This window comes from Streptomyces sp. NPDC037100 (assembly GCF_055606225.1).
Genome location: NZ_JBVJSX010000022.1, coordinates 1 through 26825 on the forward strand (window position 1 = coordinate 1; position 26825 = coordinate 26825).

At 71.5% G+C, this 26825-nt stretch carries 24 protein-coding genes and 1 pseudogene; 16 read left to right on the forward strand and 9 right to left on the reverse strand.

Features of this window, described 5'->3' with window-relative positions:
• Positions 1-64 precede the first annotated feature (64 nt).
• Positions 65-937 (forward strand): LysR family transcriptional regulator, encoded by an 873-nt coding sequence (locus tag ACZ7EG_RS38935; RefSeq protein WP_471089416.1) that lies wholly within the window; start codon positions 65-67, stop codon positions 935-937.
• Between the two features lie 503 nt (positions 938-1440).
• Here ACZ7EG_RS38935 and ACZ7EG_RS38940 read toward each other — a convergent pair.
• The 5 genes from ACZ7EG_RS38940 to ACZ7EG_RS38960 form a co-directional block, all read right to left on the reverse strand.
• A complete protein-coding gene (locus ACZ7EG_RS38940) occupies positions 1441-1851 on the reverse strand; it encodes a MarR family winged helix-turn-helix transcriptional regulator (protein WP_471089418.1) in 411 nt (136 codons plus the stop codon).
• Positions 1852-1912: 61 nt separating this feature from the next.
• Positions 1913-2944: a LacI family DNA-binding transcriptional regulator gene (locus ACZ7EG_RS38945; protein WP_471089420.1), complete on the reverse strand. Its 1032-nt coding sequence runs from the start codon at positions 2942-2944 to the stop codon at positions 1913-1915.
• Positions 2941-3852 carry a carbohydrate ABC transporter permease gene (locus tag ACZ7EG_RS38950; protein ID WP_471089421.1) on the reverse strand — a complete coding sequence of 304 codons (912 nt, stop codon included), beginning with the start codon at positions 3850-3852 and terminating at the stop codon, positions 2941-2943. Before ACZ7EG_RS38950 ends, ACZ7EG_RS38945 begins: the two co-directional genes overlap by 4 nt.
• The gene (locus tag ACZ7EG_RS38955; RefSeq protein ID WP_471089423.1) at positions 3849-4826 is read right to left on the reverse strand and encodes a carbohydrate ABC transporter permease; all 978 of its coding nucleotides are present in this window, start codon (positions 4824-4826) and stop codon (positions 3849-3851) included. Before ACZ7EG_RS38955 ends, ACZ7EG_RS38950 begins: the two co-directional genes overlap by 4 nt.
• The gene (locus ACZ7EG_RS38960) at positions 4823-6142 is read right to left on the reverse strand and encodes an ABC transporter substrate-binding protein (RefSeq protein ID WP_471089425.1); all 1320 of its coding nucleotides are present in this window, start codon (positions 6140-6142) and stop codon (positions 4823-4825) included. The genes ACZ7EG_RS38955 and ACZ7EG_RS38960 overlap by 4 nt, the downstream gene beginning before the upstream one ends.
• 185 nt (positions 6143-6327) lie before the next feature.
• Here ACZ7EG_RS38960 and ACZ7EG_RS38965 point away from each other — a divergent pair, with 185 nt between their 5' ends.
• The 13 genes from ACZ7EG_RS38965 (at position 6328) to ACZ7EG_RS39025 (ending at position 19835) form a co-directional block, all read left to right on the forward strand.
• Entirely contained in the window at positions 6328-8349 is a 2022-nt protein-coding gene (locus tag ACZ7EG_RS38965; RefSeq protein WP_471089427.1) for a beta-galactosidase, read from the forward strand.
• A gap of 122 nt (positions 8350-8471) precedes the next feature.
• On the forward strand, positions 8472-10031 hold the full coding sequence (locus tag ACZ7EG_RS38970; RefSeq protein WP_471089429.1) for a glycoside hydrolase family 53 protein: 1560 nt from the start codon (positions 8472-8474) through the stop codon (positions 10029-10031).
• Positions 10032-10212: 181 nt separating this feature from the next.
• Positions 10213-10470: an ArsR/SmtB family transcription factor gene (locus ACZ7EG_RS38975; protein ID WP_471089432.1), complete on the forward strand. Its 258-nt coding sequence runs from the start codon at positions 10213-10215 to the stop codon at positions 10468-10470.
• Between the two features lie 49 nt (positions 10471-10519).
• Positions 10520-11479, forward strand: coding sequence for an SMP-30/gluconolactonase/LRE family protein (locus ACZ7EG_RS38980; RefSeq protein ID WP_471089434.1), 960 nt, complete (start codon positions 10520-10522; stop codon positions 11477-11479).
• Between the two features lie 421 nt (positions 11480-11900).
• Positions 11901-12356 carry a fluoride efflux transporter CrcB gene (crcB, locus tag ACZ7EG_RS38985; protein WP_471089436.1) on the forward strand — a complete coding sequence of 152 codons (456 nt, stop codon included), beginning with the start codon at positions 11901-11903 and terminating at the stop codon, positions 12354-12356.
• Positions 12353-12733, forward strand: a complete 381-nt coding sequence (locus ACZ7EG_RS38990; protein ID WP_471089438.1) for a DUF190 domain-containing protein — start codon at positions 12353-12355, stop codon at positions 12731-12733. The genes crcB (ACZ7EG_RS38985) and ACZ7EG_RS38990 overlap by 4 nt, the downstream gene beginning before the upstream one ends.
• The gene (gene crcB, locus ACZ7EG_RS38995) at positions 12730-13077 is read left to right on the forward strand and encodes a fluoride efflux transporter CrcB (protein ID WP_471089440.1); all 348 of its coding nucleotides are present in this window, start codon (positions 12730-12732) and stop codon (positions 13075-13077) included. The genes ACZ7EG_RS38990 and crcB (ACZ7EG_RS38995) overlap by 4 nt, the downstream gene beginning before the upstream one ends.
• Before the next feature lie 80 nt (positions 13078-13157).
• Positions 13158-13994 (forward strand): undecaprenyl-diphosphate phosphatase, encoded by an 837-nt coding sequence (locus ACZ7EG_RS39000; protein ID WP_471089442.1) that lies wholly within the window; start codon positions 13158-13160, stop codon positions 13992-13994.
• Positions 13995-14169: 175 nt separating this feature from the next.
• A complete protein-coding gene (locus ACZ7EG_RS39005; RefSeq protein WP_471089444.1) occupies positions 14170-14847 on the forward strand; it encodes a FadR/GntR family transcriptional regulator in 678 nt (225 codons plus the stop codon).
• On the forward strand, positions 14844-16286 hold the full coding sequence (locus ACZ7EG_RS39010) for an amino acid permease (protein ID WP_471089446.1): 1443 nt from the start codon (positions 14844-14846) through the stop codon (positions 16284-16286). The genes ACZ7EG_RS39005 and ACZ7EG_RS39010 overlap by 4 nt, the downstream gene beginning before the upstream one ends.
• A gap of 32 nt (positions 16287-16318) precedes the next feature.
• On the forward strand, positions 16319-17335 hold the full coding sequence (locus ACZ7EG_RS39015) for an asparaginase (RefSeq protein WP_471089448.1): 1017 nt from the start codon (positions 16319-16321) through the stop codon (positions 17333-17335).
• 123 nt (positions 17336-17458) lie between these two features.
• Positions 17459-18868: an aspartate ammonia-lyase gene (gene aspA / locus ACZ7EG_RS39020; RefSeq protein WP_471089450.1), complete on the forward strand. Its 1410-nt coding sequence runs from the start codon at positions 17459-17461 to the stop codon at positions 18866-18868.
• Positions 18869-18911: 43 nt separating this feature from the next.
• Positions 18912-19835, forward strand: coding sequence for a glutaminase (locus tag ACZ7EG_RS39025; RefSeq protein WP_471089452.1), 924 nt, complete (start codon positions 18912-18914; stop codon positions 19833-19835).
• 28 nt (positions 19836-19863) lie between these two features.
• On the opposite strand, the gene ACZ7EG_RS39030 is transcribed toward ACZ7EG_RS39025, so the two are convergent.
• Positions 19864-20625 carry an alpha/beta fold hydrolase gene (locus ACZ7EG_RS39030; protein ID WP_471089454.1) on the reverse strand — a complete coding sequence of 254 codons (762 nt, stop codon included), beginning with the start codon at positions 20623-20625 and terminating at the stop codon, positions 19864-19866.
• 164 nt (positions 20626-20789) lie between these two features.
• On the opposite strand from ACZ7EG_RS39030, the gene mptB reads away from it, so the two are divergent.
• Both mptB and ACZ7EG_RS39040 read left to right on the forward strand, forming a co-directional pair.
• The gene (gene mptB, locus ACZ7EG_RS39035; RefSeq protein WP_471089456.1) at positions 20790-22184 is read left to right on the forward strand and encodes a polyprenol phosphomannose-dependent alpha 1,6 mannosyltransferase MptB; all 1395 of its coding nucleotides are present in this window, start codon (positions 20790-20792) and stop codon (positions 22182-22184) included.
• The gene (locus ACZ7EG_RS39040; protein ID WP_471089458.1) at positions 22181-23563 is read left to right on the forward strand and encodes a glycosyltransferase 87 family protein; all 1383 of its coding nucleotides are present in this window, start codon (positions 22181-22183) and stop codon (positions 23561-23563) included. Before mptB ends, ACZ7EG_RS39040 begins: the two co-directional genes overlap by 4 nt.
• 59 nt (positions 23564-23622) lie before the next feature.
• On the opposite strand, the pseudogene ACZ7EG_RS39045 reads toward ACZ7EG_RS39040, so the two are convergent.
• The 3 genes and pseudogenes from ACZ7EG_RS39045 to ACZ7EG_RS39055 form a co-directional block, all read right to left on the reverse strand.
• Positions 23623-24510, reverse strand: a pseudogene (locus ACZ7EG_RS39045) (D-alanyl-D-alanine carboxypeptidase family protein); the annotation flags it as partial.
• A 37-nt stretch (positions 24511-24547) separates the two neighbouring features.
• The gene (gene rho, locus ACZ7EG_RS39050) at positions 24548-25690 is read right to left on the reverse strand and encodes a transcription termination factor Rho (RefSeq protein ID WP_471089461.1); all 1143 of its coding nucleotides are present in this window, start codon (positions 25688-25690) and stop codon (positions 24548-24550) included.
• 248 nt (positions 25691-25938) lie between these two features.
• Positions 25939-26766 carry a class I SAM-dependent methyltransferase gene (locus ACZ7EG_RS39055; protein WP_471089464.1) on the reverse strand — a complete coding sequence of 276 codons (828 nt, stop codon included), beginning with the start codon at positions 26764-26766 and terminating at the stop codon, positions 25939-25941.
• Positions 26767-26825: the final 59 nt, after the last annotated feature.

Here is a 26825-nt window from a genome sequence, read left to right on the forward strand (position 1 = left end):
CGGCTCGATCCGGTCCCACATCGCATCAGTGATCACTAATCGGACAGGCACATCAGATCAACTGATGAGCCCACCAAAGAGACACGCTCTAGACGCCCTGCGCAGTCTGACCGCCGTGGCCGACTGCGGCGGCTTCCACCGTGCCGCCCGGGCGCTGGCACTGAGCCAGTCGGCGGTGAGCCAGCACGTGCGCAAGCTGGAGAAGATCCTGGGGCGGCCGGTCGTCGAGCGTGAGGGGCGCGGCATGCGCTTCACCGCGGACGGCCACCGGCTGCTGGAACAGGCCCGGCGCATCCTCGCGGTGCACGACGAAGCCGTGCGCTCCCTGCTCGACGGCGACACCGGCACGGTCACCATCGGCGCGACCGAGCACGCCGCCGACCAGTTCCTGCCCCGGCTGACCGCCGCCGTCCAGGACGTGCGCCCCGGCTGCCGGGTCCGCTACCGCATCGACCGCTCCGCCCGACTCGTCGAGGCCGTGGACCGCGGCGGCGTCGACATCGCCGTCTACGTCACCGAGGCCGCGGCCACCGAGGGAACCCCCGTCGGCGGCCTGCCGCTGACCTGGTACGCGGTGCCCGGCTGGCAGCCGCCACCCGATCCGGCCCCCGTGCCGCTGATCGCCGTCGAGGACCCCTGCGCGATCCGCCGCCGGGCCATCGCGACGCTCGCCGCGCACGGCGTGCCCGCCCAGGTGGTGGGGGACGCCGGCTATCTCGCGGGCGTCCTCGACATCGCCCGCACCGGTCAGGGCGTGGCCCTGCTCGCGGCGGTCGGCTCCGCCCCCGACGGGCTCACCGCCTGTCCGTCACTGCCCCCGGTCACCCCCATACCGATGAGCGCCCTCGCCCGCTCCGGGGCGGACCCGGCGACCGTCGCGGCCGCGGTCGAGGCGGTGCGGGACCTGCTGCGACAGGACACCCCCGTGGAAGCGTGACGCTCCGGCCTGCCAGTCGGTGGGGCTGTCCCGCCCGGCGTGGGGGTGTGTCCGTCCCGCGGTGGGGCTGTCCCGCCCGGCGTGGGGGTGTGTCGGTCCCGCGGTGGGGCTGTCCCGCCCGGCGTGGGGGTGTGTCGGTCCCGCGGTGGGGCTGTCCCGCCCGGCGTGGGGGTGTGTCGGTCCCGTGGTCGGGCATGCGCTCGCCGTCGGGTTCTGTCCGCCTCGGGGTCGGTCATGCGTCCCCGTGTCGGGTTCTGTCCGTCCCGCGGTGGGGTTGTCCCCTTCCCGGCGTGGGGGTGTGTCGGTCCCGTGGTCGGGCATGCGCTCGCCGTCGGGTTCTGTCCGCCTCGGGGTCGGTCATGCGTCCCCGTGTCGGGTTCTGTCCGTCCCGCGGTGAGGTTGTCCCCTTCCCGGCGTCGGGGTGTGTCCGTCCCGTGGTCGGGCATGCGCCCGCCGTCGGGCTCTGTCCGCCTCGCGGTCGGCCATGCGCCCCGCGTCCAGGGCTATCGGTCGCGCGGTGGGGTTGTTTCGCCCAGCGCCCGGGTCAGCGCCGCCCGCTGCAGCGGCAGCACCTGCGCGTGCAGGTCACGGCCCTTGGGCGTGAGGGCGACCCATACGCCCCGCCGGTCCTCCGCGCACACCGACCGCGTCACCAGACCGTCCTTCTCCAGTCGGGCGATCAGCCGGGACAGCGCGCTCTGGCTGAGATGGACCCGCCCCACGAGGTTCTGCACCCGGCACTGCTCGCCCTCCTCGGGCGCCGCGGTCGCGAGGATGTCCAGGACCTCGAAGTCGGAGGCGCCGAGACCGTGCGGATGCAACGCCCGGTCGATCTCGCACATCGTGCGCGCGTGAGCGGAAAGGATGTCCCGCCACCGTTCCTCGAGCTGTCCACCAGCCGTTCTCGCCGCCATAGGGGAACGGTAACACCGGTGCAGGGTTCAATGACCGTGCATGGATCACGCCCGAGGGTCCCTACGCGGACTCCCGCTTCACCAGCTCCGTCGGCAGGATCACCGCCGCCGGATCCTCGCCCCCGATCTGCGCGAGCAACACCCGCACCATCTCGTTGCTGATGCGGTCCCAGGGCTGCCGGATGGTCGTCAGCCCGGGACTGGAGGCCACGGCCGCCGGCGAATCGTCGAAGCCGCCGAGCGCCACGTCCTGCGGCACCCGCCGCCCGGCCCGCCGCAGTGCCGTGAGCGCCCCCTGCGCCATGAGGTCGGAGGCCACGAACACCGCGTCGATGTCCGGGGCCTGCGCCAGCAGCCGCTCGGCTCCCGCCTCGCCGCTCGCCCTGCTGTAGTCACCGGAGACGACCAGCCGCTCGTCGAACTCCAGGCCCGCCTCCGCCAGCACCTCTTCGTAACCGGCGAGGCGCTCGACACCGCCGGGTGTGTCCAGCGGCCCGGTCACCGTGCCCACCCTGCGCCGCCCGAGCGACAGCAGGTGGCGCACCATGTCGCGGGCCCCGTCGCGGTCGTCGGCGGCCACGTAACTCACCTTGGAGGCCAGCCCGATCGGCTTCCCGCACGCGACCAGCGGCACCCCCGCCTCGCGCAGTCGCTCCGCCACGGGGTCGCCGGAGTGGCTGGAGACGAGCAGCACCCCGTCGACGTGCCCGGCGGTGATGTACCGCGTGATGCGGCGCCGTTCGTCGTCGGTGCCCGCCAGCATCAGCAGCAGCGGGATGTCGTGCGCCGCGAGCGCCTGGGTGCAGCCGCGCAGCAGGACGTTGAAGTTGGGGTCCTCGAAGAACCGCTCCTGCGGCTCGGTGAGCAGGAAGCCGATCGAGTCGGACCGCCCGGTGATCAGGGAGCGGGCGTGCCGGTTGACCACGTAACCCGTTCTGCGGATGGCCGCGTTGACCGCCTCCTGGGCGGCCGGGCTGACGTAGTGGCCGCCGTTGAGCACGCGCGAGACGGTGCCGCGTGAGACCCCCGCCTCGCGCGCCACGTCGTGGATCGTGGGCGGCCTGCGCCTGCCTCCCGCACCGTTCATGGTCATGACTTTACGGCTCCGGAGAGCAGATCCAGACTCCAGAAGCGCTGGATGACCAGGAAGAGGGCGACCAGCGGGAGCACCGCGAGGAACGCGCCCGTGATCACCAGGGTGTACAGCGCCGGGGTGTTCGCGCCCTGTTCCAGCAACGTGAACAGACCGAGCGTGATCGGGAACCTCTCGTCGTCGCTGAGCATGATGTACGGGAGCAGGAAGTTGTTCCAGATCGCCACGAACTGGAACAGGAACACCGTCACCATCCCGGGGATCATCATCGGCAGCGCGATCCGCGTGAAGATCCGCCATTCGCTCGCCCCGTCCATCCGCCCCGCCTCGACCACGTCGGCGGGCACCGCGGCGGCGGCGTAGATGCGCGCGAGGTAGACGCCGTACGGGAAGAGGACCTGCGGCAGCAGGACGGACAGGTACGAGTCGGTGAGGTCGGCCTTCGCCAGCAGCAGGTACTGCGGGATGGCCAGGATCACCGGCGGCATCAGCACACCCGCGAGCAGCACGTTGAAGATCGTCTCGCGGCCGCGGAAGCGGTAGACCGCCAGCGCGTAGCCGCTGCAGGCCGACACACACGTCGACAGCAGGGCCCCGAGACCGGCGTAGAGCGCGGAGTTGCCCATCCACTGCCAATAGACGCCGTCACGGTAGGCGCTCAGCTCCCGGACGTTGGCGGCGAAGCCCGTGCCCGGCAGGAAGGTGAACGTCGAGAACAGCTCACGCCCGGACTTGGTGGCTGCGATGACCACCCAGGCGACCGGAAGCAGGCAGTAGAGCGCACCCAGCAGCAGGGTGACCGTGGGGATCAGGGAGATCCGGCGGCGCAGCGGAGGGCGGCGGTCCTGGGCGGTGCCGGGCCTGCTGTCCGCCCTCGGCTCGGCCTGGGGGACGGCGAGGGAGCTCATCGGGCGGTCTCCTGCTTCTGACGACGGTTCGCGGCCCGCAGGAAGCCGAAGGAGAGAAGGAGCGTGGCGAAGGCGATGATCACGGCCTGCGCCGCGGCCCCGTGGATGTCTCCCTCACCGAAGGCGTCCCGGTACACCTTCATCAGCGGGCTCCACGTGGTGGACACGGAGTTGGTGAGCGGTTTGAGGGTGGTCGGCTCGTTGAAGACCTGGATCGTCGCGATGATCGAGAAGAAGAAGGTCAGCACCAGCGAGGGCGCCACCATCGGGATCTTGATCCGCAGCGCGATCTGCAGCGGTGTGGCGCCGTCCAGCTTCGCGGCCTCGTACACCTCCGCGGGGATCGCCTGGAGCGAGGTGTAGATGACGATCATGTTGAAGCCGGTGCCGCCCCACACCGCGATGTTCGACAGGGCCAGATACAGCGGCCCGCCGTCCAGCAGGTCCGGCTGCGGCATCCCGAGCTTGCCGAGCACGAAGTAGAAGGGGCTGACGTCCGGCAGATAGAGGAAACCCCACAGCAGGGCGGCCACCACACCGGGGATGGCGTACGGCAGGAAGATCGCGAGCCGGGTGAAGGGAGCGAGCCGCACCTTGTCCGAGTCGAGCATCAGCGCGAACAGCAGGGCCAGGCCGAGCATGACGGGCACGACGATGCACCCGTAGCCGAGCACGCGCAGGGTGCCGTTGAGCAGCTCGCTGTCGGAGAGGGCGTCGGTGTAGTTCTCCAGGCCGGCCCAGACCTCCTTGCGGGCGCCGGAGCCGAGGCCCAGGCCGGACACCTTCACCTTGCGGAAGCTGAGCCAGAGCGCGTAGCCGATGGGCAGGGCGAAGAACAGCGCGAACAGGACCGTCGCGGGGACAAGGAAGAGATAGGGGGCGCTTCGCGCTCGTCTGAGGGTGGTGGGGGGTGACGGGTGGGCGTACGGGGCGCCCTTCACCCCGTACACCCGCCGGCGTGCCGTGCTTTTCACCGAGCGACCCCGAAGCCCTGCTTCTTCATGTCGGCGACGGTGTCGTCCTGCATCTTCTTCAGAGCGGCGCCGAAGTCGGACTTGTTCTTCGCGGCGGCGCCGAAGGCGTCCTTGAAGGTGGTGTAGGCGACGTTCACGTTCGGGCCCCAGGCGGACGGTGCGGTGGTCTCCGCGATGTCGGCGGCCTTGGAGTAGAAGTCGGCCTGGTTGGAGAAGTAGGCGGGCGGCTTGAGGAAGGCGCCGCTGATCTGGGCGTTGCTGGCGGCCGGGTAGATGCCGCTCTCCTTGGCCAGCGCGTTCAGGGCGTCGCTGTCGGTGTTCAGCCAGGCGGCGAACTTCGCGGCGGCGGCCCGGTGCTCGGAGTCGGTGGTCACGGCGGTGGAGGAGCCACCCCAGCTGCCGGTGCTGTTCTCGCTCGCGGACCACTGGGGGAGCGGGGCCATGGCCCACTTGCCCTTGGTGTCGGGAGCGGCGGTGGTGAGCGTGCCCGGTGCCCACACGGCGCTGACCCAGGCGATCTGCTTGCCGGTGTTGAGCGCCTTGTTCCAGGCCGGGGTGTACATCGGCTGGTTGTCGATGGCACCCTCCTTGACCAGGCCGCCCCAGAACTTCGCGACCTTCTGCGTCGCCGCGTCGTCGATGGCGACCTTCCACTGGTCGCCGGAGGTGGTCCACCACTTGGCACCGGCCTGCTGGGCGAGGCCCGCGAAGAGTCCGGAGTCGTTGGCGGAGAAGGTGGTGAGGTCCTTGCCGGGGGCCGCCTTCTTCAGCTTGCGGGCGGTCTCCGCGAACTCGTCCCAGGTCGTCGGCACCGTGAGGCCGTACTGCTTGAAGAGGTCCTCGCGGTAGTAGAACATCATCGGCCCGATGTCCTGCGGGACCGCGTAGACCGCGTCGGTGCCGAGCGTCGTCTGCTGCCAGACTCCGTCGGCGAACTCGTCCTTCACCTCGCCCACGTTCTCCGCTATGTCGGCGAGCGCGTCGTTGCTGACCAGTGTGGGCAGCGCCTGGTACTCCGCCTGTACGAGGTCGGGGGCCTTGCCCGCCTTGTGCGCGGTGAGGATCTTGGTGACGAGCGTGTCACCGGAGGCCTGCTTCTTCACCGTGACGGTGATCCGGTCCTTCTTGCCCGGCCCCTTGTTCCACAGGTCCACGACCTTGTCCATGCCGGGCGTCCAGGTCCAGTACGTCAGCGACGCCGGACCCGACTCGGTCCCACTGTCCGAGGACTCCGTGCCGCAGGCGGCGAGAGTGGTGGCGCCGAGGGCGACGGCGACGGCGGTTCTCACGAGGCGGCGGCGCTTCGTGTACGGCATGGATCTCTCCCCTGACCTGGGGTCCTCGCCTGCTGCGAGAACCTGCCATGCTTCTGTGAGCGTTCACAGTAGAGAAACATCCCGGACCCTTGTCAATGGTTGTTGCTGTGCGGTTATGTTGGGCTTCGCGGCGCCGCCGCTGTGTGTGCACGTTCCCAATTGATCGATCGACCGGGAGACCTTCCATGCCGGAGACCACCCCCAGGGGCCTCACCAGGCTCGCCTTCGGTGGGGACTACAACCCCGAGCAGTGGCCGGAGGGCGTCTGGCAGGAGGACGTCCGGCTCATGCGGGAGGCCGGCGTCACGATGGTGAGCGTCGGGATCTTCTCCTGGGCGCTGCTGGAACCCTCACCCGGCCGTTACGACTTCGGCTGGCTGGACCGGCTCCTGGACCTGCTGCACGAGCACGGCGTCCGCGTCGACCTCGGCACCCCCACCGTCGTACCGCCCGTCTGGTTCTACCGGGCCCACCCCGAAGCGCTGCCGGTGACCGCCGAGGGCGTGCGCTACGCCTTCGGCTCCCGGGCGGCCATCTGCCACAGCAACGCCGACTACCGCCGGGCCGCGGCCTCCATCACGCGGAAACTCGCCGAGCGCTACGGCGACCACCCGGCGCTGGCGATGTGGCACGTCCACAACGAGTACGGCGTCCCCGTCTCCGCCTGCTACTGCGAGTCCTGCGCCGCCCACTTCCGCCGCTGGCTGGAGACCACGTACGGCACCGTCGACGCGGTCAACGAGGCCTGGGGCACGGCCTTCTGGGGCCAGCGCTACGGCGGCTTCGAGGACATCAGCCCGCCCCGGCTCACCCCCGCGGCCGTCAACCCCGGCCAGGCGCTCGACTACAAGCGGTTCGCCGACGCCACCATGCGCGAGAACTTCGTCGCGGAGCGGGACATCCTGCACCGCCTCTCGCCGGGCGTCCCGGTCACCACCAACTTCATGACGGCGCTGAGCCAGTGCGACTCCGTCGACTACTGGGCCTGGGGCCGCGAGGTCGACCTCGTCACCAACGACCACTACCTGATCACCGACGGCCGCCGCACCCACGTCAACCTGGCGATGGCCGCGGACCTCACCCGGTCCGTCGCGGGCGGCGCCCCCTGGCTGCTGCTGGAGCACTCCACCTCGGGCGTCAACTGGCAGCCCCGCAACCCGGCCAAGGCTCCCGGCCAGATGGCCCGCAACTCCCTCGCCCATGTGGCGCGCGGCTCCGAGGGCGCCCTGTTCTTCCAGTGGCGCCAGTCCCGGCGCGGCGCCGAGAAGTTCCACTCGGCGATGGTCCCGCACGGCGGCACCGACACCCGTGTATGGCGCGAGGTCGTCGAACTCGGGGCCTCCGTCGATGCGTTGAGCGAGATCCGCGGCACCCGCACCGAGGCCGACGTGGCCGTGCTGTGGGACTGGCACTCCTGGTGGGCGCAGAACCTGGACTGGCGTCCCAGCATCGACCACGAGGCCCGTGAGCGCGCCGATGCCTTCTACGAGGTCCTCTACGACCGTCACCTCACCGTCGACTTCGCCCACCCGGAAGCCGACTTGTCGAGATATCCCCTTGTCGTCGTACCGGCCCTGTACCTGATGACGGAGGCGGCAGGACGCAACCTCACGGCGTACGTCGAGAACGGCGGCACGCTCGTCGTGTCGTACTTCTCCGGCATCGTCGACGAGCACGACGCCGTCCACGAGGGCGCCTACCCGGGCCCGCTGCGGGATGTCCTCGGTCTCACCGTCGAAGAGTTCTCCCCGCTGCTGCCCGGCGAACGGGTGCGCGTCACGGGCCCCGACGGGAGCGAACTGACCGCCGACGTGTGGACGGAGTTCGTGGTGCCGCGCGGCGCCGAGACCGTCCTGACCTACGCCGACGGTCTCACCGCCGGTCTGCCCGCCGTCACCCGGCACCGCCTCGGCGAGGGCACCGCCTGGTACGTCTCCACCCGGCTCGCCGCCGACGGCCTCGACGCGCTGCTCGGCTTGGCGGGCGAGGACGCGCGGCTCGCCCCGCGCACCGACCTGCCCCGGGACGTCGAAGTCGTCCGCCGCACCGGCGCGTCGGGCACCTACCTGTTCGCCCTCAACCACACCGGCTCGGACACCAAGGTGCCACTGGAGGTCCCCGGCACCGAACTGCTGACAGGAGACCGCGCCGCCGGACGCCTGGCGGTCCCGGCCGGAGCCGTCCGGGTCGTCCGGCTCGACGGCTGAACCGACTCCCTCCGCCCGCGCGAGCCACGAGCCGCGGGCGGAGGGACCACACCCGCCTCCTCCGCGAGCGAGGCACTCCCCGGCACTCCCCAACCCCCACGTCGAAGGGACGACGGACGACGATGTTCCATCCCAGACGGACCCTCAGGGCCCTGCTGCTCCCGCTCACCGCGGGCCTCGCCCTCACCGCCCTGCCCGCCACCCCGGCACACGCCGCGAGCACGCTGACCAACGGCGGTTTCGAGGCCGGCGGCGCGGGCGCCGCGACCCCGAGCGGCTGGTCCGAGTACGGCGACACCGGCGCCTCGTTCACCGAGTCCGGCGGCCACGGCGGCAGCTACCGCCTCAGCCACTGGTCCGCGTCGGCCTACAAGGTAGAGACGTACCAGTACCTGTCCGGACTCACCGACGGGAACTACCTGCTCACCGCCTGGGTGCGCTCCGGAGGCGGGCAGAAGTCCGCCTACCTGGCGCTGAGGAACTGCGGCGGAACCGAGCAGCGCACCGACCTGCCGGTCTCGGCCGGCGGGTGGATCCGGATCGTCGTGCCGGTCAGGGTGACCGGCAGCCAGTGCACGATCAGCGTCAACAGCGACGCGAACGCCGGCAACTGGATCAACGTCGACGACCTGACCTTCACCCCCGGCACGTCCGGTACGCCGATCAAGGGGGCCGACATCTCGTCGCTGGCCAAGAGCGAGGCCAAGGGCGGTGTCTACCGCAACGGCTCGGGGACCGTCGCCGACCCCCTGGCCGTCCTCAAGTCCAACGGCATGAACTACGCCCGCCTCAAGGTCTGGGTGAACCCGGCCGACGGCTACAACGACAAGGCCCGTGTCCTGGCCACGGCCAAGCGCGTCAAGGCGCAGGGCATGAAGCTGCTGGTCGACTTCCACTACTCGGACTTCTGGGCCGACCCCGGACGCCAGGACAAGCCCGCCGCCTGGGCCGGACACTCGTACGGCCAACTCAAGACGGACGTGTACCACCACACGTACGACGTGCTCAACGCCCTGAAGGAGCAGGGCACCACCGCCGACATGGTCCAGGTCGGCAACGAGATCAACGGCGGCATGCTGTGGAACGAGGGGTCCACCTCCAACTGGACGCAGCTGGCCGGTCTGCTCAACTCCGGCTACGACGCGGTCAAGGCGGTCAGCTCCTCCACGGCAGTGGCCCTGCACCTCGCCGAGGGCGGTGACCTGGAGGGCACCCGCTGGTGGTTCGACAGCGCACGCTCCCACGGCGTGAGGTTCGACGCGATCGGCCTGTCCTTCTACGGCTACTGGCACGGCACCCTGGCCGACTTCCAGACGACCCTCGACGACGCGGCCACCCGCCACGGCAAGCCGGTCTTCGTCGCCGAGACCGCCTACCCGTTCCGCCTCGACAGCGAGGACGCCCACGAGAACATCATCAACACCGCGGACGAGCTGGTCTCCGGCTACCCGGCGAGCGTGGCCGGCCAGACGCGGTGGATGAACGACATGACGAGCATCGTGGAGGCCGTCCCGAACGGCCGGGGCCTGGGCCTCTTCTACTGGGAGGCGACCTGGACCGCGGTGGGCGGCAACGGCTGGGACCCGACCGACGCGGCCTCCGGCAACGCCTGGGAGAACCAGGCGCTGTTCGGATACGACGACCGGGCCCTGTCGTCGATGTCCTGGTTCCGGCACCGCTGAGCCCGGGGGAGGGGCCTGTCTTCCGGGCCCCTCCCTCCCTTCACCTGCCCATTCGAACTCCGCCCTTGGATACGGCGGTTCGGTATCGGACAACGACGCCGAGCGCCGGACAGGGCGGCGTCGACTGCGAGACAGTGGGAAGGCGCGGTGAGAGGGCGAAGCCGCGAGGCAGGGGCACGACATGCTGAGGACTCCCACGGACGAGACGCGGCTGCGCATCCTGGCCTGGCTGAAGGAGCCGGGTCCCTCGGCGGACGGTGTCACCGCGGACGCCGTCGCCGAGCGGTTCTCGATACCGCGCCCGGTCGCCGTCACCCACCTCCGGCTGCTGGAGGCCACCGGCATGCTGCGCACCAGCAGGTCCGCGGGTCGTGTGCGCTACCACCGCGACGACATGCGGATGGCCGAGGTCGCCCGGATGTTTGAGAAGGGCTGGTAGGTGACCCGGTACCTCCGTATCGCCCCCGATGGTGAAGGACACACGCGCAATGGACCGTCCCACGGCACTGGTCCCCCGCCACTACATCGCGGTGGGCCCCGGCCCCGAGGACGTGGTCGCCGACCCGCGCGGCCGCGTCCTCACCGGCGTGGCGGACGGCCGCATCCTGCGGCTGGACGCCCTCGCCGATCCGGTCGCGGCCCGCGTCGAGGTGCTCGCCGAGACCGGTGGCCGGCCGCTCGGACTCGAACTCCTCCCCGACGGCGACCTGTTGGTGTGCGACGCCGAACGCGGACTGCTGCGGGTCGGCACCGGCGACGGCACGGTCCGGATCCTCGCCGACTCGTTGGCGGGAGAGCCGCTGCGGTTCTGCAGCAACGTCGTGTCCCTCTCCGACGGAAGCGTCTACTTCACCGTCTCCAGCCGTCGGTACCCCCTGGAGCACTGGATCGGCGACATCGTCGAACACACCGGGACGGGACGGCTGCTGCGGCTCGCCCCCGGCGCTGACGCACCCGAGGTGGTGCTGGACGGCCTGCAGTTCGCCAACGGGGTCGCCGTCGGCGCGGACGAGTCCTTCCTCGTCGTCGCCGAGACCGGCGCCTGCCGGCTCCAGCGCCACTGGCTCACCGGGCCGCGGGCCGGGCGGAGCGAACCGTTCGCAGAGAACCTCCCGGGCATGCCCGACAACCTCTGGCGCGGCGCGCCCGGGGGACCGATCTGGGTCGCGCTCGCCGGGCCCCGTGTCCCGGCCCTCGACCTGCTCCACCGCGGCGCGCCCGGTGTCCGGGCCGCCGCCGCGCGCCTGGCCGTACGCGCCCCGTTCCGGCCCACCGGCACGATCGCCCTCCAGGCCTTCGACGACGAGGGGCGCGTCGTCCACCACCTCGCCCGCCGCCGCTCCGGCTACCGGATGCCCACGAGCGTCTGCGAAGCGGGCGGGCACCTGGTCCTCGGCAGCATCTGGGAACGAGGCGTGGCGGTCTGCGAGCCACCAGCCCCGAAGTGACCTGCATCGTCCGCTCCGAAGCGACCTGCGCCGCCCGCGCCGAAGTGACCTGCACCTCTCGCCTCCGAAGTGGCCTGCATCGCCCGCTCCGATGTGAGCTGCATCGTCCGCACCCAAGCGACCTGCGCCGCCCGCGCCGAAGCGGCCTTGCACCTCTCGCTTCCGAAGTGATCTGCCCGCCTGCGCCGCCCGCGCCGAAGTGACCTGCGCATCTCGCCTCCGAAGTGATCTGCCCGCCCGCCTCCGAGTGACCCCACCCCGTCCCCGGGGTTAATCTGAACTCCGGCCGCGACCCCTGTCGCGGCGCGGCGGTGGGGCCCGCCGTACCCGAACCGCGGCAAGGACGCCGCCAACGGTCCCTACTTGCGACGGCACGCGCCCGCACGACCCCGGGCTCCCGGCGAGTAGGAGACACATTCCCATGACATCCCCCGAGAGCCTCCGCATGCGGGCCTCCACCCCGCGACAGGCTTCCTGGCGCACCCAGGCGCCCGTCGTCGCCGTCGTGGCACTCGGCGGGGGAGCGGGGGCGACCGCCCGCTATGCCGCCTCCCTCTGGTGGCCCACTCCCGCGGGCGGCTTTCCCTGGACGACCCTCTGGGTCAACATCGCCGGCTGCGCCGTGATCGGCGTGTTCATGGTGATCATCACCGAGGTCCGCACCGCACACCCCCTCGTCCGCCCCTTCTTCGGCACCGGCGTCCTCGGCGGCTTCACCACCTTCTCGACGTACGCCGTCGACATCCGAAGACTCCTCGACGCCGGCCAGGCCGGCCCCGGCCTGGCCTATCTCGCCGCGACCCCGCTCGCGGCGCTCACGGCGGTGTGGCTCGCGGCCGGGACGACCCGCCGCGTCCTGAAAGGCAGGCGACGATGACGAGGCTGACCGGCAGGGCCCTGCGCCTGACCGTCTTCATCGGTGAGAACGACACCTGGCACCACAAGCCCCTCTACTCGGAGATCGTCCACCGGGCCCACGCGGCGGGCCTCGCGGGCGCCAGCGTCTTTCGCGGCATCGAGGGCTTCGGCGCCTCCTCCCTGATCCACACCTCGCGGTTGCTCTCCCTGAGCGAGGACCTGCCGGTCGCCGTGGTGATCGTCGACACCGAACCGCGCGTGCGCGCCTTCCTTCCGCAACTCGACGACATCGTCACCGAGGGGCTCGTGACCCTCGACGACTGCGAGGTGATCCGGTACGCCGGACGCGGAGACGATCCCGGCACAGCGGACGCGAAGGGTAAGAAGTCGTCGTGAACTGGCTGCTGGTCGTCTGCGGCGCGATGGTGGGCGCCCCACTGCGCTACTTCACCGACCGGGCGGTCCAGGCGCGCCACGACTCGGTCTTCCCCTGGGGCACCTTCACGGTCAACGTCACCGGCTCGCTGATCCTCGGCCTGCTCACCGGAGCCGCCACCCACCTCCAGCTGCTGCTCGGCACCGGCCTGTGCGGGGCCCTGACGACCTACTCGACGTTCTCCTACGAGACGCTGCGGCTGGCGGAGACCGGGGCTCGTCTCCAGGCCGCGCACAACGTCGGCGTCACCGTGGCGGCCGGACTTGCCGCGGCTTTCGCGGGGGCGGCGCTGACGCGTATGTGAGACGCGTCCATGAGCTCCGTTCTCGTCCGGGTGTAGTAAGACGGTCCCCTCCGCTACCGCCCCGAGCAGAACTGGATCCCATGAGCGTCATCAGCGTCGGTCAGGCCCTCGTCCTCGGAGCCGTCGAGGGGGTCACCGAGTTCCTGCCCGTCTCCTCCACCGGGCATCTGAAGATCGTCGAGGGGCTCATGGGCATCCCCGTCGACGACGACGCCGTGGTCGGGTTCTCGGCCGTCATCCAGGTCGGCGCGATCGCCGCGGTGCTCGTGTACTTCTTCAAGGACATCGTGCGGATCGTCTCCGCCTGGGGGAGGGGCCTGCGCGACCGCGAGGAGCGGTACCACCACGACTACAAGTTCGCCTGGTGGGTCATCTGCGCGACGATCCCGATCGTCGCCGTCGGACTCGCCGCCAAGCCGCTCATCGAGGGCCCGCTCGCCTCGCTGTGGGTGGTCGCCGGCTCGCTGATCGTCGGCAGCGGCGTGATGTGGGCGGCGGACCAGATGGGCCGGCACAAGCGCGGCGAGGACGACACCTCCTTCAAGGACGCGATGCTGGTCGGCAGCTCCCAGATCCTCGCCCTGCTCTTCCCCGGCTTCTCCCGCTCCGGCGCGACCATGTCCACCGCGCTGATCCTCGACCTGGACCGCGTCGCCGCCACCCGGCTCTCCTTCTTCCTCGGCATCCCCGCGCTGACCGGCGCGGGCCTCTACGAGCTCAAGGACGCCCTGGGCACCGGGGTGGGCGCGGCGCCGCTGGCCGTCGGCACGGTCGTCTCCTTCGTCGTGGCGTACGCCTCCATCGCCTGGCTGCTCAAGTTCGTCGCCAAGCACTCCTTCAACGCCTTCGTGATCTACCGGATCGTCGTGGGTGTGCTGCTGTTCGGCCTGCTCGGAGCCGGTGTGCTCAGCAGCTGAGCGTTCCGCCGGGGGCGCGGTCGTCCGTCTGCGGAGCCGTGGGGGCCGGTCGCGCCGTTCCCCGCGCCCCTTTCGGGCACCCCCTTGACAGCCACCTCCCGTCGCCCGGAGTATCTCCCCCGTGAACCTGTCAGACAGCCGGACAGCCGGACAGCCTGTGCGTCGCGTCAGTGCCATGGAAGCGGTGCTGGCGTACTTGCGTGGCGCCATCGAGCGGGGCGAGTACGCCATCGGCGACAAGCTCCCCTCCGAGGCGGAACTGTGCCGCACCCTCGAGGTCTCGCGGCCGGTACTGCGCGAGGCGCTGCGGGCACTGCAGACCATGGGTCTGACCGTGTCCCGGACCGGCAAGGGCACCTTCGTCGTCGCCAGCACCGTCGAGGACCCCACCTTCGGCGACTACGCGGCCAGCGACCTGCTGGAGGTGCGCCGCCACGTCGAGATCCCGGTCGCCGGGTACGCGGCCCGGCGCCGCACCCCCGAGAACCTCGACCACCTGGCCCACCTCCTGGACCGGATGGAGCGGGAGACGGACACCACCGCGTGGGTCGCCATGGACACGCTGTTCCATCTCGCCGTGGCCGAGGCCGCCCAGAACCCGGTCTTCCGCCGGGTCATCGAGGAGATCCGGGACGCGCTGGCCCGCCAGTCCGCCTTCCTCAACGAACTGGGCGGCCGCCGCGAGCAGTCCAACCGCGAGCACCGGGCGATCGTCGAGGCCCTGACCGACGGTTCCGAAACCGACGCGGTGGAGGCCATGGCCCACCACCTCGACCGCGTCGAAACCACCCTCACCGACATCGTGCGCTCCTCGCGCACGGACACCTCCACGGAAGGCGGAACCGAGGCGTGAGCGAGCAGTCCCTGCACGACGATGTGCAGAAACGTTCCATCCATGTCGATGCCGGAGACGCGGGCTACAGCAAGTCCCTGAAGTCCCGGCACGTCAACATGATCGCCATCGGCGGAGCCATCGGCACCGGCCTGTTCCTCGGCGCGGGCGGCCGTCTCGCCGACGCCGGCCCGTCGCTCTTCATCGCCTACGCGGTCTGCGGCCTCTTCGCCTTCCTCGTCGTGCGCGCCCTCGGCGAACTGGTGCTGTACCGGCCCTCCTCCGGCGCGTTCGTCTCCTACGCCCGCGAGTTCATGGGGGAGAAGGGCGCCTACACCGCCGGCTGGATGTACTTCCTCAACTGGGCGACGACCGGCATCGCCGACATCACCGCCGTCGCCACCTACACCCACTACTGGGGCATGTTCTCCGACATCCCGCAGTGGGTGATCGCGCTGATCGCGCTGGCCGTGGTGCTCACGGTGAACCTGATCTCGGTGAAGATCTTCGGGGAGCTGGAGTTCTGGTTCGCGATCATCAAGGTCGGCGCGCTCGTCGTCTTCATGTGCATCGGCATCTTCCTGCTGGTCACCCAGCACCCCGTCGACGGCCACACCCCCGGCCCGTCCCTCATAGGCGACAGCGGCGGCGTCTTCCCGCACGGCCTGCTGCCCATGCTGCTGATCATCCAGGGCGTCGTCTTCGCCTACGCCTCCGTCGAACTGGTCGGCGTCGCGGCCGGCGAGACCGAGAACCCCGAGAAGATCATGCCGAAGGCGATCAACTCGATCATGTGGCGCGTCGGCGTCTTCTACGTCGGCTCGGTCGTGCTGCTGTCGATGCTGCTCCCGTGGAACAAGTACACCGCCGGCGAGAGCCCCTTCGTGACGGTGCTGTCCAACATCGGCATCCCGGCGGCCGGCGGCGTGATGAACCTCGTCGTCCTCACCGCCGCCATGTCCTCCCTCAACTCCGGCCTCTACTCCACCGGCCGCATCCTGCGCTCCATGGCCATGTCCGGATCCGCGCCCGGGTTCACCTCCGTGATGAGCCGCAGCCAGGTCCCCTACGGCGGCATCCTGCTCACCAGCGGCATCTGCGTGCTGGGCGTCGGCCTCAACTTCGTCGTGCCCGCCGAGGCGTTCGAGATCGTGCTGAACTTCGCCGCGATCGGCATCCTCGCCACCTGGGGCATGATCATGATCTGTCACCTCCTCTTCTGGCAGAAGACCCAGAAGGGCGAGCTGACCCGCCCGGGCTACCGGCTCCCGGGCTCCCCCTGGACCGAGATCGTGACGCTGGCGTTCCTCGCCTCCGTCCTGGTCCTCATGTACGCCGACGGCGGCGCGGGCCGCACCACCGTGCTGTGCCTGCCGCTGATCGTCGGAGCCCTGGTCGTCGGATGGTTCGGCATCCGCGGCCGTATCGCACGCAAGTCCACCACCGGAGCCGACGCGTGAGGAACGCGTCGCTCCCCGAGAAACAGGCAGTGATGTTCAGCAGTTCTCTCGCGGACGCACCCCTTGTCCGTGAACCCCTCCACGCTCCCGTCGCCCACCTCGTCCGCGGCGGAATCGTCGAAGGCATCCACTACGGCTCCGTCGTCGTCCTCGACGCCGACGGGGAGGTCCGGCTCCAGATCGGAGACATCGAGGCCGCCTTCTACCCCCGCTCCGCGATCAAACCCGTGCAGGCCGTGGCCATGGCCCGGGCCGGGCTGCCGCTCGACGGCGAGCTGCTGTCGCTGACGGCCGCCAGCCACTCCGGCGAGGAACGCCACCTCGCCGGGGCCCGGCGCATCCTCGAACTCGCCGGGCTCACCGAGGACCACCTGCGCAACGTCCCGGACCTGCCGTTCGACCCGGTCGTCCGGGACGCCTGGGTGCGAGAGGGCCGACTGCCCTCACGGCTCGCCCAGAACTGCTCCGGCAAGCACGCGGCCATGCTCTACACCTGCACCCTCAACGGCTGGCCCCTGGAGGACTACCTCGACCCCGGCCACCCGTTGCAGCAGGCCATCGCCGAGATCGTCGAGGACCTCACCGGGCAGCGCATCGCCGGCGTCACCGTCGACGGCTGCGGCGCGCCCCTGTTCTCCCTCTCCCTGCACGGTCTGGCCCGGGCCGCCGCCCGGATCACCGCCGCCGCGCCGGGCACGCCCGAGGCCCGGGTCGCCGACGCGATGCGCGAACACGCCGAGATGGCCTCCGGCTCCGGCCGGGACGTCGCCGCGCTGATGCGGGCCGTGCCGGGGCTCCTCACCAAGGACGGCTTCGAGGGCGTCCAGGTCGCCGCCCTGCCCGACGGCCGGGCCGTCGCCGTGAAGATCGCCGACGGCGCGAACCGGGCGCGGGTGCCGGTGGCTGCCGCCGCGCTGGCCCGGGCGGGCGTCGACCCGGAGCTGCTCGCCGAGTTCGCGGGTGAGCCGCTGCTGGGCGGTGGGCGGGAGGTCGGGCGTGTGCGGCCCGTTCGCTCGCTGCAGCCGGTCGCCGGTGCTGCCCGCGCCTGACGACGTGCCGGATTCCGCCGTCCGGCGGCTGCCCGGCGCATGTGGCCGGTCGCGCAGTTCCCCGCGCCCCTGACGGGGCGCGTGTCCACCCTCAATTCCCTCAGAAAGAGGACCCTCACCGTCATGACCGCCGCCACCCGCTCCGAGCACGATCTGCTCGGTGACCGTGACGTTCCCGCCGAGGCGTACTGGGGTGTGCACACCCTGCGGGCCACGGAGAACTTCCCCATCACGGGCATGCCCATCTCCGCCTACCCGCACCTGATCGACGCCCTGGCCGCCGTCAAGGAGGCCGCCGCCCTCGCCAACGAGGAACTCGGCCTGCTGGAGGCGAAGAAGGCCGCGGCCATCGTCGAGGCCTGCCGTGAGATCCGCGACGGCAAGCTGCACGACCAGTTCGTCGTGGACGTCGTGCAGGGCGGCGCCGGCACCTCCACCAACATGAACGCCAACGAGGTCGTGGCGAACCGGGCGCTGGAACTGATGGGCCACGCCAAGGGCGAGTACGGGTTCCTGCACCCGAACGAGGACGTCAACCTCGGCCAGTCCACCAACGACGTCTACCCCACCGCCGTCAAGATCGCGACGGTGTTCGCGGTGCGCGGGCTGCTCGACGCCATGTCCGTCCTGCAGGACACGTTCGCCCACAAGGCCGTCGAGTTCCGCGAGGTGCTCAAGATGGGCCGTACGCAGCTGCAGGACGCGGTGCCCATGACGCTGGGCCAGGAGTTCTCCGCCTATGCCGTCATGCTGGACGAGGACCGGTCGCGTCTCGCCGAGGCCGTCCAGCTGATCCACGAGATCAACCTGGGCGCGACCGCGATCGGCACCGGCCTCAACGCCCCCGCCGGGTACGCCGAAGCGGCCCGCCGCCACCTCGCGGCCATCACCGGACTGCCTCTGGTGACGGCGGCCAACCTGGTCGAGGCGACCCAGGACTGCGGCGCCTTCGTCCAGATGTCCGGGGTGCTCAAGCGCATCGCGGTCAAGCTGTCCAAGAGCTGCAACGACCTGCGGCTGCTGTCCTCCGGCCCGCGCGCCGGCCTCGGCGAGATCAACCTGCCGCCGGTGCAGGCCGGTTCGTCCATCATGCCCGGCAAGGTCAACCCGGTCATACCCGAGGTCGTCAACCAGGTCGCCTTCGAGGTCATCGGCAACGACGTCACCATCACCATGGCCGCCGAGGCCGGGCAGCTCCAGCTCAACGCCTTCGAGCCGATCATCCTGCACTCCCTGTCGGAGTCCATCACGCATCTGCAGAGCGCCTGCCTGACCCTGGCCGAGCGGTGCGTGTCCGGCATCACCGCCAACACCGAGGCACTGCGGGCGAGCGTGGAGAACTCCATCGGCCTGGTCACCGCCCTCAACCCGCACATCGGCTACACGGCCGCCACCGACATCGCCAAGGAGGCCCTCGCCACCGGCCGGGGCGTGGCCGAACTCGTCCTGGAGAAGGGCCTGCTCCCCGCCGAGACCCTCGCCGGCCTGCTGCGCCCCGAGGTCCTCGCCGGCAGCGGCCAGGCCCCGGCCTGACCTGCCGGAGCGCACCGGGACCGGCGGAGGGACAATACCGATCATGACGTTGTCGACGACCTTCCAGCCGGTCCTGGAGCGCATCGCCGAGGAGATCGAGCGGACCCCCGGGCGCGGCCGGCCCGCCGACTACATCCCGGCGCTCGCCGCCTGCGACCCGCGCAGCTTCGGCATGGCAGTCGCCGAGCCGGACGGCACCGTGTACGGGGTGGGGGACTGGCGGCAGCCGTTCTCCGCGCAGTCCCTCACCAAGGTGTTCACCCTCGCCCTCGACCTGGCCCGCGAGGGCGACGCCCTGTGGGAGCACGTGGGCCGCGAGCCCTCCGGCAACCCCTTCAACTCCCTCGTCCAGCTGGAGTACGAGAACGGCATCCCGCGCAACCCGTTCATCAACGCGGGCGCCCTCGTCGTCACCGACCGGCTGCACACCCGCACCGGGGACGCGTCGGGTGAACTGCTGGCGTTCCTGAGGGCGGAGAGCGGCAACCCCGGCCTGAGCTTCGACCAGGAGGTCGCCGCGTCCGAGACCGCCCACGGCGACCGCAACGCCGCTCTCGGCCACTTCATGGCGTCCTACGGCAACATCGACAACCCCGTGCCGACGCTCCTGGAGCAGTACTTCCGGCAGTGCTCGATCGCCGCGTCCTGCGCCGACCTGGCACTCGCCACGAGCTTCCTCGCCCGGCACGGCATCCGCGCCGACGGCACCCGCCTGCTCACCCGCAGCCAGGCCAAGCAGATCAACGCCATCATGCTGACCTGCGGAACGTACGACGCGGCCGGCGACTTCGCCTACCGCGTGGGCCTGCCCGGCAAGAGCGGAGTGGGCGGCGGCATCATCGCGGTCGTACCCGGCCGCTGCACCCTGTGCGTGTGGAGTCCGGGCCTGGACGAGCGGGGCAACTCGGTGGCGGGCGTGGCCGCGCTCGACCGGTTCACGACCCTGACCGGCCTGTCGGTGTTCTGACCGGCGGCCCCACCTCGCCCGCGAGCCCTCAGCCGAGGAACTCCTCCAGCATCGGCAGCAGCAGCTCCGTGCGGCGCATGAGCGCCATGTGGGTGGTGTCCGGGAGCACCGCCAGCCGGGCGTCGGGGATCAGGTCGCGCATCTCGGCGGCGTGCTCGACGCGCAGGAAATCCGTGTCGCGGAGCACCAGGAGCGTGGGTGCGGCCAGAGCGCGCAGGTCGTCCGCGGTCCAGGGCAGCGGGGCGTGCGCCGCCGTCCCGCACTTGGCCATGAAGTCGGCGAAGTGCCCGGGGTCCGGCGCGACGGCCGCGTAGGCGTAGGCCATCTCCTGGAAGTCGGCCTGACTCGGCAGCCGCGGCGAGGCGTACTCCGGGTCCCGTACCTCCTCGTAGTAGCCGTCCTGCCGGTAGTGGGTGGCGGCGAGAACCAGTCGTCCCACACGCTCGGGGTGGCGCACGCCCACGTCGAGGGCGGTCAGGCCGCCGAGGCTGAAGCCCAGGAAATCCGCCCGGTCGATGCCCAGCTCGTCCAGCAGGGCGACCACGTCCGAGGCGAGGTCCGGCACACTCATCTCCCGCTCGATGTCGGCCGTGTGGCCGTGGCCCTGCAACTCGGGAGCCACGACCCGGCGCGTGGCCGCGAGGGCCGGCAGGACGGCCCCGAAGGACAGGCCGATCGTGAGCACCCCGCCGTGCAGCAGCACCAGGGGCCGTTTCCCGCTGTCGGCGCCGTGCAGCTCGTAGTACATCTCCAGGCCGTTGACCGTCGCGTAGGCCGAGGTGCCGGTCATGGGATCACGTCCGTTCATCGGTGTGCTGATGCCGGTAGAACTCCCGCCCCGGCGGGAAACTCATCGGTCGGAGATCACCGGCCGGTCACCGCGGGGCCGTCCTCCGGAGAGGGGGACGTCCCCTTTCGGCCACCCGCCGTTGACACGCTGCCCGAGTGTTGGCCATGGCTTTCCCCGTCGATCTCCGCCGCTGCCAGATGCTCGGTCTGGCCGGTACCGCCTGCCTGGCCCTGGGCGGTGAGACGGCCGGCGCCCTGCCCGTGGAGGACCTTCTTCACCCGGCCTCCGCTCGCGCCGCTCTCGGCCTGGTCAGCGCGTACTTCGGCGTCGTCCTGCTGATCGCGGCCTGGGCGCTGCTGGGCCGGCTCGTCCGGGGGCCGAGACCACCCGTGCCGCGCGCCCTTCTGTTCGTGCTCGCGACATGGGCGGCCCCGCTGCTGCTCGCTCCGCCGCTGTTCAGCCGGGACGTCTACAGCTACCTCGCCCAGGGAGCGATGGTCGAGGCGCACCTGGACGTCTACGCGCACGGGCCGTCCCTGCTCGGCGGTCCGCTCGCCGACGAGGTCGCCCCGCTCTGGCGGCACACGGGCGCCCCGTACGGGCCGGTGTTCCTCGCTGTGGCAGCGGCCCTGTCGGGCCTGACCCGCGGCCAACTGCCCGCCGGACTGCTCGGGATGCGGCTCGTCGCCCTCGCCGGCGTCGCCTTGATGGCGGCCGCGCTGCCCCGCCTCGCCCGCCACAACGGCGCCGACCCGTCCGCCGCGCTGTGGCTGGGGGCCCTCAACCCGCTCGTCCTGCTGCACCTGGTCGCGGGAGCCCACAACGACGCCGTCATGCTCGGCCTGCTCGGCGTCGGCCTGGTGGCCGCAGGCGGCCGGTGGCCGGTCCTCGGCGCCGTCCTGGTGACCCTCGCCGCTCTGGTCAAGGCACCCGCCGTGCTCGGTCTCGCCGCCGTCGTGGTCCTCCAGGTCCGCGCCGGCCGCGGGCTGCCGAAGGCCGTCGTGACCACCACCGTGGCGGCCGCGGGGACCACCGTCGCCGCGACGGCCGTGGCCGGCACCGGATACGGCTGGGTCGGCGCCCTGAACACCCCGGCCTCTCCCCAGAACTGGGCCCTGACCACCCTCCTCGGCCGCGCCACCCGGGCCCTGCTCACGCACCTCGGCAGCGACCTCGCGCCCTTCGCCGTCCCCGCCTGGAACGCGCTGGGCATCGTGACCGCCGGGACAGCGATCGTGCTGATCTGGCGGCGGCTGCGCCTGCGGCCGGTGTACGCGCTCGGCCTGTCCCTGGCGGCGGTGGCCGCGCTCGGCCCGGCGATCCGTCCCTGGTACGCCCTGTGGGGCCTGTTCCTCATCGCCGCCGCCGCACCCAGCACCTCCGTACGCCACCGCACGGCGGCGGTGACCGGCGTGCTCGCGCTGTCCGTCCTGCCCAGCGGCGGCCCGGCGGACTCGGGGCAACTCGTGCTGGCCGTCTGTGGCGCAGCACTCGCGGTCGTCGTGCTGTGCCAGGCCCACCAGGCCGAACTCGCCCCGGCGCCGGGACGCGCGGCATGACCCCGGCCCTGCCGCGCACCGACCGGGGCCGGCTGCTGCTGGTGCTGGCCCTCGCCGCACTGGTGACGGTCTTCACCGCGACCGTGCCGCTGCTGCGCGACTGGTTCGACCTGCGTGTCTACTACGGCAGCATCGACAGCTGGGTCCACCACGACGGCCGGGTGTACGACTACCGGGTGCCCGGGACGACGTACGGCTTCACCTACCCGCCGTTCGCCGCGGTCGCCATGCTGCCGATGGCCCTGCTCGACCTGCGCACCGCCATCGTCGCCGCCCTGCTGCTCAACCTCGCTGCCCTCGCCGTGGTCCTGCGCCTGCTCGCGGGGCCGGACCGGCGGCGCCACGGCTGGTTCGGCTGGGCCCTGATCGCCTGTCTGCTCGCCCTCTTCGAACCACTGCGCGACACCTTCAGCTTCGGTCAGGTCAACCTGCTGCTGCTGGCACTCGTCCTCGCCGACGCGACGCTGCTCGCCACCGGACGCGGACGCATGGCGGGTGCCGGCATCGGGCTCGCGGCGGCGGTCAAACTCACACCCGCGCTGTTCATCGGTCTGCTGCTGGTGGCCAGGCGGTGGCACGCGGCGGCGGTCGCGACGGCCGTCGCCCTCGGGGCAACGGCCCTGGCGGCCTGGGTGGACCCGGACGCCTCGCGCTTCTACTGGACCGAGGCACTGTGGGACACCGGCCGCGTGGGGCGCCTCGACTACGTCTCGAACCAGTCGGTGCAGGGCATCCTGGCCCGGCTCGGTGAAGCGGACCGCGCCGTGTGGGCGGTGGTGGTCCTGTCGGTCCTCGGCGTATGGGTGCTGCGGACGCGCCGCGCGGTGGCCGCGGGGGACTGGACGGCGGCGTTCGCTCTGACCGGCCTCGCCGCCTGTCTCGTCAGTCCGATCACGTGGGTGCACCATCTGGTGTGGCTGCTCCCGTCCTTCGCCGTGCTGGTCCGGGCGGGGCGCCCCCGGATCGCGGGCGCCCTGTACGCGGTGCTGTGCACCAGCGTGGTGTGGCTGTGGTTCGACGACGCTTCCGGTGTCGACGGGTTCGTGGGCAGCAACACCTACGCCTGGATCACCCTGGGGCTGCTGCTGTGGCTGCCGGTCGGTCAGCTCCGGCCCGGTCTGCGGACCGGGAGCCGCAGTACCAGCACCACGACCGCCGCGCCCGTCCCGGCGGCACCCGCGATCAGCCCCGCCTCCGTCCAGGCGGAGGTGTGCTCCTCCGGTACGGCCGCCGCGACCGCGGGCGTCGTCGTCGGCGGCGGCGTGGACGTGGGCGGCGCGCCGAGCGCGCCCACCGCCTCGACCTTCCCGGCCGACCTGAAGCCCCAGTCGAGCAGCGAGCGGGCCTCCTCGTACACGGCGGACCCACCGCCGTCCTGAGGGTTCATCACCGTCACGACCAGGGTGCGCCCGTCCCGGCGCGCCGCCGCGACGAGGGTGTTGCCGGCCTTGCTGGTGTAGCCGTTCTTGATGCCGATCAGCCCGGGGTACGGCTTCACGCCCTTGGCGCCGCTCAGCAGCCGGTTGGTGTTGAGGATCGGGTACGACGACGTGCCGCCGCCGGGGAACGTGGCCGCGACGGTGGCGCAGTACCGGGCGAAGTCCGGGTTGCGCAGCCCCACCCGGCCGAACACCGCCAGGTCGTACGCCGACGACACCTGGCCGGGTGCGTCGTAGCCGTCGGGTGACACCACGTGGGTGTCGAGGGCGCCGAGGGAGCGGGCCTTGGCCTGCATCCGCTCGGCCGTGAGCCGCCAGCCGCCGTTGAGCTCGGCGAGGACGCGCACGGCGTCGTTGCCCGAGTTGAGGAAGACACCGCGCCACAGGTCGGCGATCCGGTACGAGCGGCCTTCGGCGACCCCGACCAGGCTGCTGCCGGCACCGATACCCCGCAACTCCCGCTCGCGGACCGTGTGCCGGACGCCGGCCGGCAGCCCGGGCAGCACGGTGAGGGCGAACAGGGTCTTCAGCGTGCTGGCCGGGGGCAGCCTGCGGTGGGCGTTGTGGGCGGCGAGCACCTCACCACTGCGGGCGTCGGCCACCAGCCAGGACAGCGCGGAGACCTTCGGGACGCGAGACGCCCCGGCGCGCAGGCGTACCTGGGTGCCGGGACGGTACAGCAGCGAGGGGTGCGGGGCCGCGGCCCTCGGCCCGCCCGGTGGCGTGGGCTCCGAGCCACCGGGGCCGGCCGCCGCCGCGGGCGTCAGCGCCAGGAGCCCCGCCACGCAGAGCGCACCGGCCGACACAGCCACCCGGGAAGAGAATCCGATGATCATATGATCAACGTAGGAACGGACCTGCTTCGCACGGCGACGGCGGGGCCGCATTCCGCGCACTGGCACCCGGATGGATGATCTGCCCGGGTCAGCCCGAGGGCAGGGTCGGCTGGATGCGCCGCAGAAACGTCGCGTTGTCCGGTGTCTCGCGCATGCGCTCCAGGAGGGTCTCCAGACCGCCCTGCCCGTCCCTGCCCCGCAGCACGCGCCGCAGACCGTGGACGGCCGCCAACTCCGGCCGGCTCAGCAGGAGTTCTTCGCGGCGCGTGCCCGAGGGCGTGATGTCGACCGCCGGGAACACCCGGCGGGACGCCGGGTCCCGGCTCAGGCGGAGCTCCATGTTGCCGGTGCTCTTCAACTCCTCGAAGTAGAAGTCGTCGGCCCGGGAACCGGTCTCCACCAGGGCGGTCGCGAGGATCGTGAGGGACCCGCCCTCCTCGGCCGGCCGGGCGGCGCCGAAGAATCGCTTGGGTCCGGTCAGCGCGGACGCGTCGACGCCCCCGGTGAGGATGCGGCCACCGGAAGCGGCCGCGTTGTTGTGAGCACGGCACAGGCGGGTCAGCGAGTCGAGGAGGAGGACGACGTCCTCGCCGTCCTCGACGTGCCGCTTGGCGCGCTCGATCACGAGGTCGGCGAGCGCGATGTGCTGCTGGGCGCTGCGGTCGAAGGTCGAGGCGTACACCTCGCCCCGTACGCAGCGCCGCATGTCGGTGACCTCCTCGGGCCGCTCGTCGAGGAGCAGCATCATCAGCCGGCACTCGGGATGGTTGCCGGTGACGGCGGCTGCGAGCTGCTGGAGGAGGACGGTCTTGCCGGTCTTGGGCGGGGCCACGACGAGCCCGCGCTGGCCCTTGCCGACCGGTGCGATCAGGTCGACGACGCGGCCGGCGAGGCCGGCGGCCGGGTGCTCGAGCCGCAGCCGCTCGTGCGGATGCAACGGCGTCAGGTCCCGGAAGTGGCGCCGGCCGCGCAGGTCACCGAGCCCATGGCCGGCGACGTGTGCGACGTCGGTCAGGGCGCGCCGGTCTCCGGTCACGCCCTCGACGAGGTCGCCCTTGCGCAGGCCGTACCGGCGGATCAGCGCGGGGGAGACCGTCGCGTCGGCGGGCGAGGGCAGGCAGTGCTCGGCGCGCAGGTGCCCCTTCCCGTCGGCGTCGATGTCGAGGACACCGGACACCGTCCGGGCCGGGGACTGCTGCCGCACGGGTGGGTTGTCGAGTGTGGTGGTCATGGTGGTGTGTGTCCTTTCACGGACGTCGGACATGGGACGTGCCGAGGGAAGGGGGAGAGAGCCGCGAGGGAAGGGCCGGTGGCACGCCTCCGGGCGGCGGGGGAACAGCGCTTCGGATACGACGAACACGTCGTGGCGCTGGAAAGGAAGGTGAGAGATAAGAAACGGCACCGGCGCCCGCAAAGAGGGGCGTGCACGAGTGCTGCTCGCAATGTACCACCGGCAGCGGTGGAGGGTAAGTGGTTACCTCAACGCATGGCCAGCAGCCCGTACAGCAACGGGATCCGCGGCTCGGGCAGCCGCCACCAGCCGGACTCCGTGCGGACCATCTGCGGCCAGCGCGGCCAGGGAAGCTCGTCGCCCTCCCGCAGTCGCCGCACGGTGAGCCCCGCATGCGTCAACGCGTTCACGACCTCGCCCATTCCGTGCATCCACTCGTAGCTGTCCGTGGCGCCTTGGACAGCCGGACCGTCCGTGTAGGTGTGGGTCCCGTCGCGGTGCACCGGGCAGCCGCCGCCCAGGTAGTCGTGGCGCAGCAGCAGCTCGGGCCCCTCGCCCGGAGCGGGCTTCGGGCCGAGCGAGTTGAGCAAGGGGTGGAATTCGACCACGTACAACAGGCCGCCGGGACGCAGGAGCCGGGCGATGACTCCCGCCCACCGGTCCAGGTCGGGGAGGTAGCACAGGGCGCCCTTGCCGGTGTAGACGACGTCGAACCGCCGCCCATCCAGGGCCTCGACGGCGTCGTACACATTCGCCCGGACGTAACTCACGTCCGCGCCGGCCTTCGCCGCGATGTTCTGGGCTGCCGCCACCGACGCCCCGGAGAAGTCGAGGCCGACGGCCCGGGCCCCGCGCCGCGCGAAGGCGATCGTCTCCGTACCGAGGTGACACTGCAGATGCAGCACGTCACGCCCGGAGAGCTCGCCGAGATCCTCCCACTCGAACGGCGCGAACCAGCGCTCGGGTTCGAGGTCCTGGTCGAGACCGTAGAAGCGGCTGGCGAGATGGACCGGCGTACGGGCGTCCCAGTTCGCCTGGTTGGCCCTCATCAGCCGGTCGTGCTCGACGGACGTCATGAGGACATGAAACCGCGAACCGGCCGCGGACGCCGGGAGAACGCGGGAACGGAAGGCAG

Excerpts from the sequence above, each read along its gene's own strand:
- aspA (WP_471089450.1), top strand. The coding sequence starts at position 17,459 with ATGACCGCCGCCACCCGCTCCGAGCACGATCTGCTCGGTGACCGTGAC.
- ACZ7EG_RS39015 (WP_471089448.1), top strand. The coding sequence starts at position 16,319 with ATGTTCAGCAGTTCTCTCGCGGACGCACCCCTTGTCCGTGAACCCCTC.
- ACZ7EG_RS38980 (WP_471089434.1), top strand. The coding sequence starts at position 10,520 with ATGGACCGTCCCACGGCACTGGTCCCCCGCCACTACATCGCGGTGGGC.
- ACZ7EG_RS38950 (WP_471089421.1), bottom strand. The coding sequence starts at position 3,852 with ATGAGCTCCCTCGCCGTCCCCCAGGCCGAGCCGAGGGCGGACAGCAGG.
- rho (WP_471089461.1), bottom strand. The coding sequence starts at position 25,690 with ATGACCACCACACTCGACAACCCACCCGTGCGGCAGCAGTCCCCGGCC.
- ACZ7EG_RS39005 (WP_471089444.1), top strand. The coding sequence starts at position 14,170 with ATGGAAGCGGTGCTGGCGTACTTGCGTGGCGCCATCGAGCGGGGCGAG.
- ACZ7EG_RS38965 (WP_471089427.1), top strand. The coding sequence starts at position 6,328 with ATGCCGGAGACCACCCCCAGGGGCCTCACCAGGCTCGCCTTCGGTGGG.
- ACZ7EG_RS39030 (WP_471089454.1), bottom strand. The coding sequence starts at position 20,625 with ATGACCGGCACCTCGGCCTACGCGACGGTCAACGGCCTGGAGATGTAC.
- ACZ7EG_RS39025 (WP_471089452.1), top strand. The coding sequence starts at position 18,912 with ATGACGTTGTCGACGACCTTCCAGCCGGTCCTGGAGCGCATCGCCGAG.
- ACZ7EG_RS39000 (WP_471089442.1), top strand. The coding sequence starts at position 13,158 with ATGAGCGTCATCAGCGTCGGTCAGGCCCTCGTCCTCGGAGCCGTCGAG.
- ACZ7EG_RS39040 (WP_471089458.1), top strand. The coding sequence starts at position 22,181 with ATGACCCCGGCCCTGCCGCGCACCGACCGGGGCCGGCTGCTGCTGGTG.
- ACZ7EG_RS38940 (WP_471089418.1), bottom strand. The coding sequence starts at position 1,851 with ATGGCGGCGAGAACGGCTGGTGGACAGCTCGAGGAACGGTGGCGGGAC.
- ACZ7EG_RS39055 (WP_471089464.1), bottom strand. The coding sequence starts at position 26,766 with ATGACGTCCGTCGAGCACGACCGGCTGATGAGGGCCAACCAGGCGAAC.
- ACZ7EG_RS38945 (WP_471089420.1), bottom strand. The coding sequence starts at position 2,944 with ATGACCATGAACGGTGCGGGAGGCAGGCGCAGGCCGCCCACGATCCAC.
- ACZ7EG_RS38970 (WP_471089429.1), top strand. The coding sequence starts at position 8,472 with ATGTTCCATCCCAGACGGACCCTCAGGGCCCTGCTGCTCCCGCTCACC.
- mptB (WP_471089456.1), top strand. The coding sequence starts at position 20,790 with ATGGCTTTCCCCGTCGATCTCCGCCGCTGCCAGATGCTCGGTCTGGCC.
- ACZ7EG_RS38990 (WP_471089438.1), top strand. The coding sequence starts at position 12,353 with ATGACGAGGCTGACCGGCAGGGCCCTGCGCCTGACCGTCTTCATCGGT.
- ACZ7EG_RS38935 (WP_471089416.1), top strand. The coding sequence starts at position 65 with ATGAGCCCACCAAAGAGACACGCTCTAGACGCCCTGCGCAGTCTGACC.
- ACZ7EG_RS38960 (WP_471089425.1), bottom strand. The coding sequence starts at position 6,142 with ATGCCGTACACGAAGCGCCGCCGCCTCGTGAGAACCGCCGTCGCCGTC.
- ACZ7EG_RS38975 (WP_471089432.1), top strand. The coding sequence starts at position 10,213 with ATGCTGAGGACTCCCACGGACGAGACGCGGCTGCGCATCCTGGCCTGG.
- crcB (WP_471089436.1), top strand. The coding sequence starts at position 11,901 with ATGACATCCCCCGAGAGCCTCCGCATGCGGGCCTCCACCCCGCGACAG.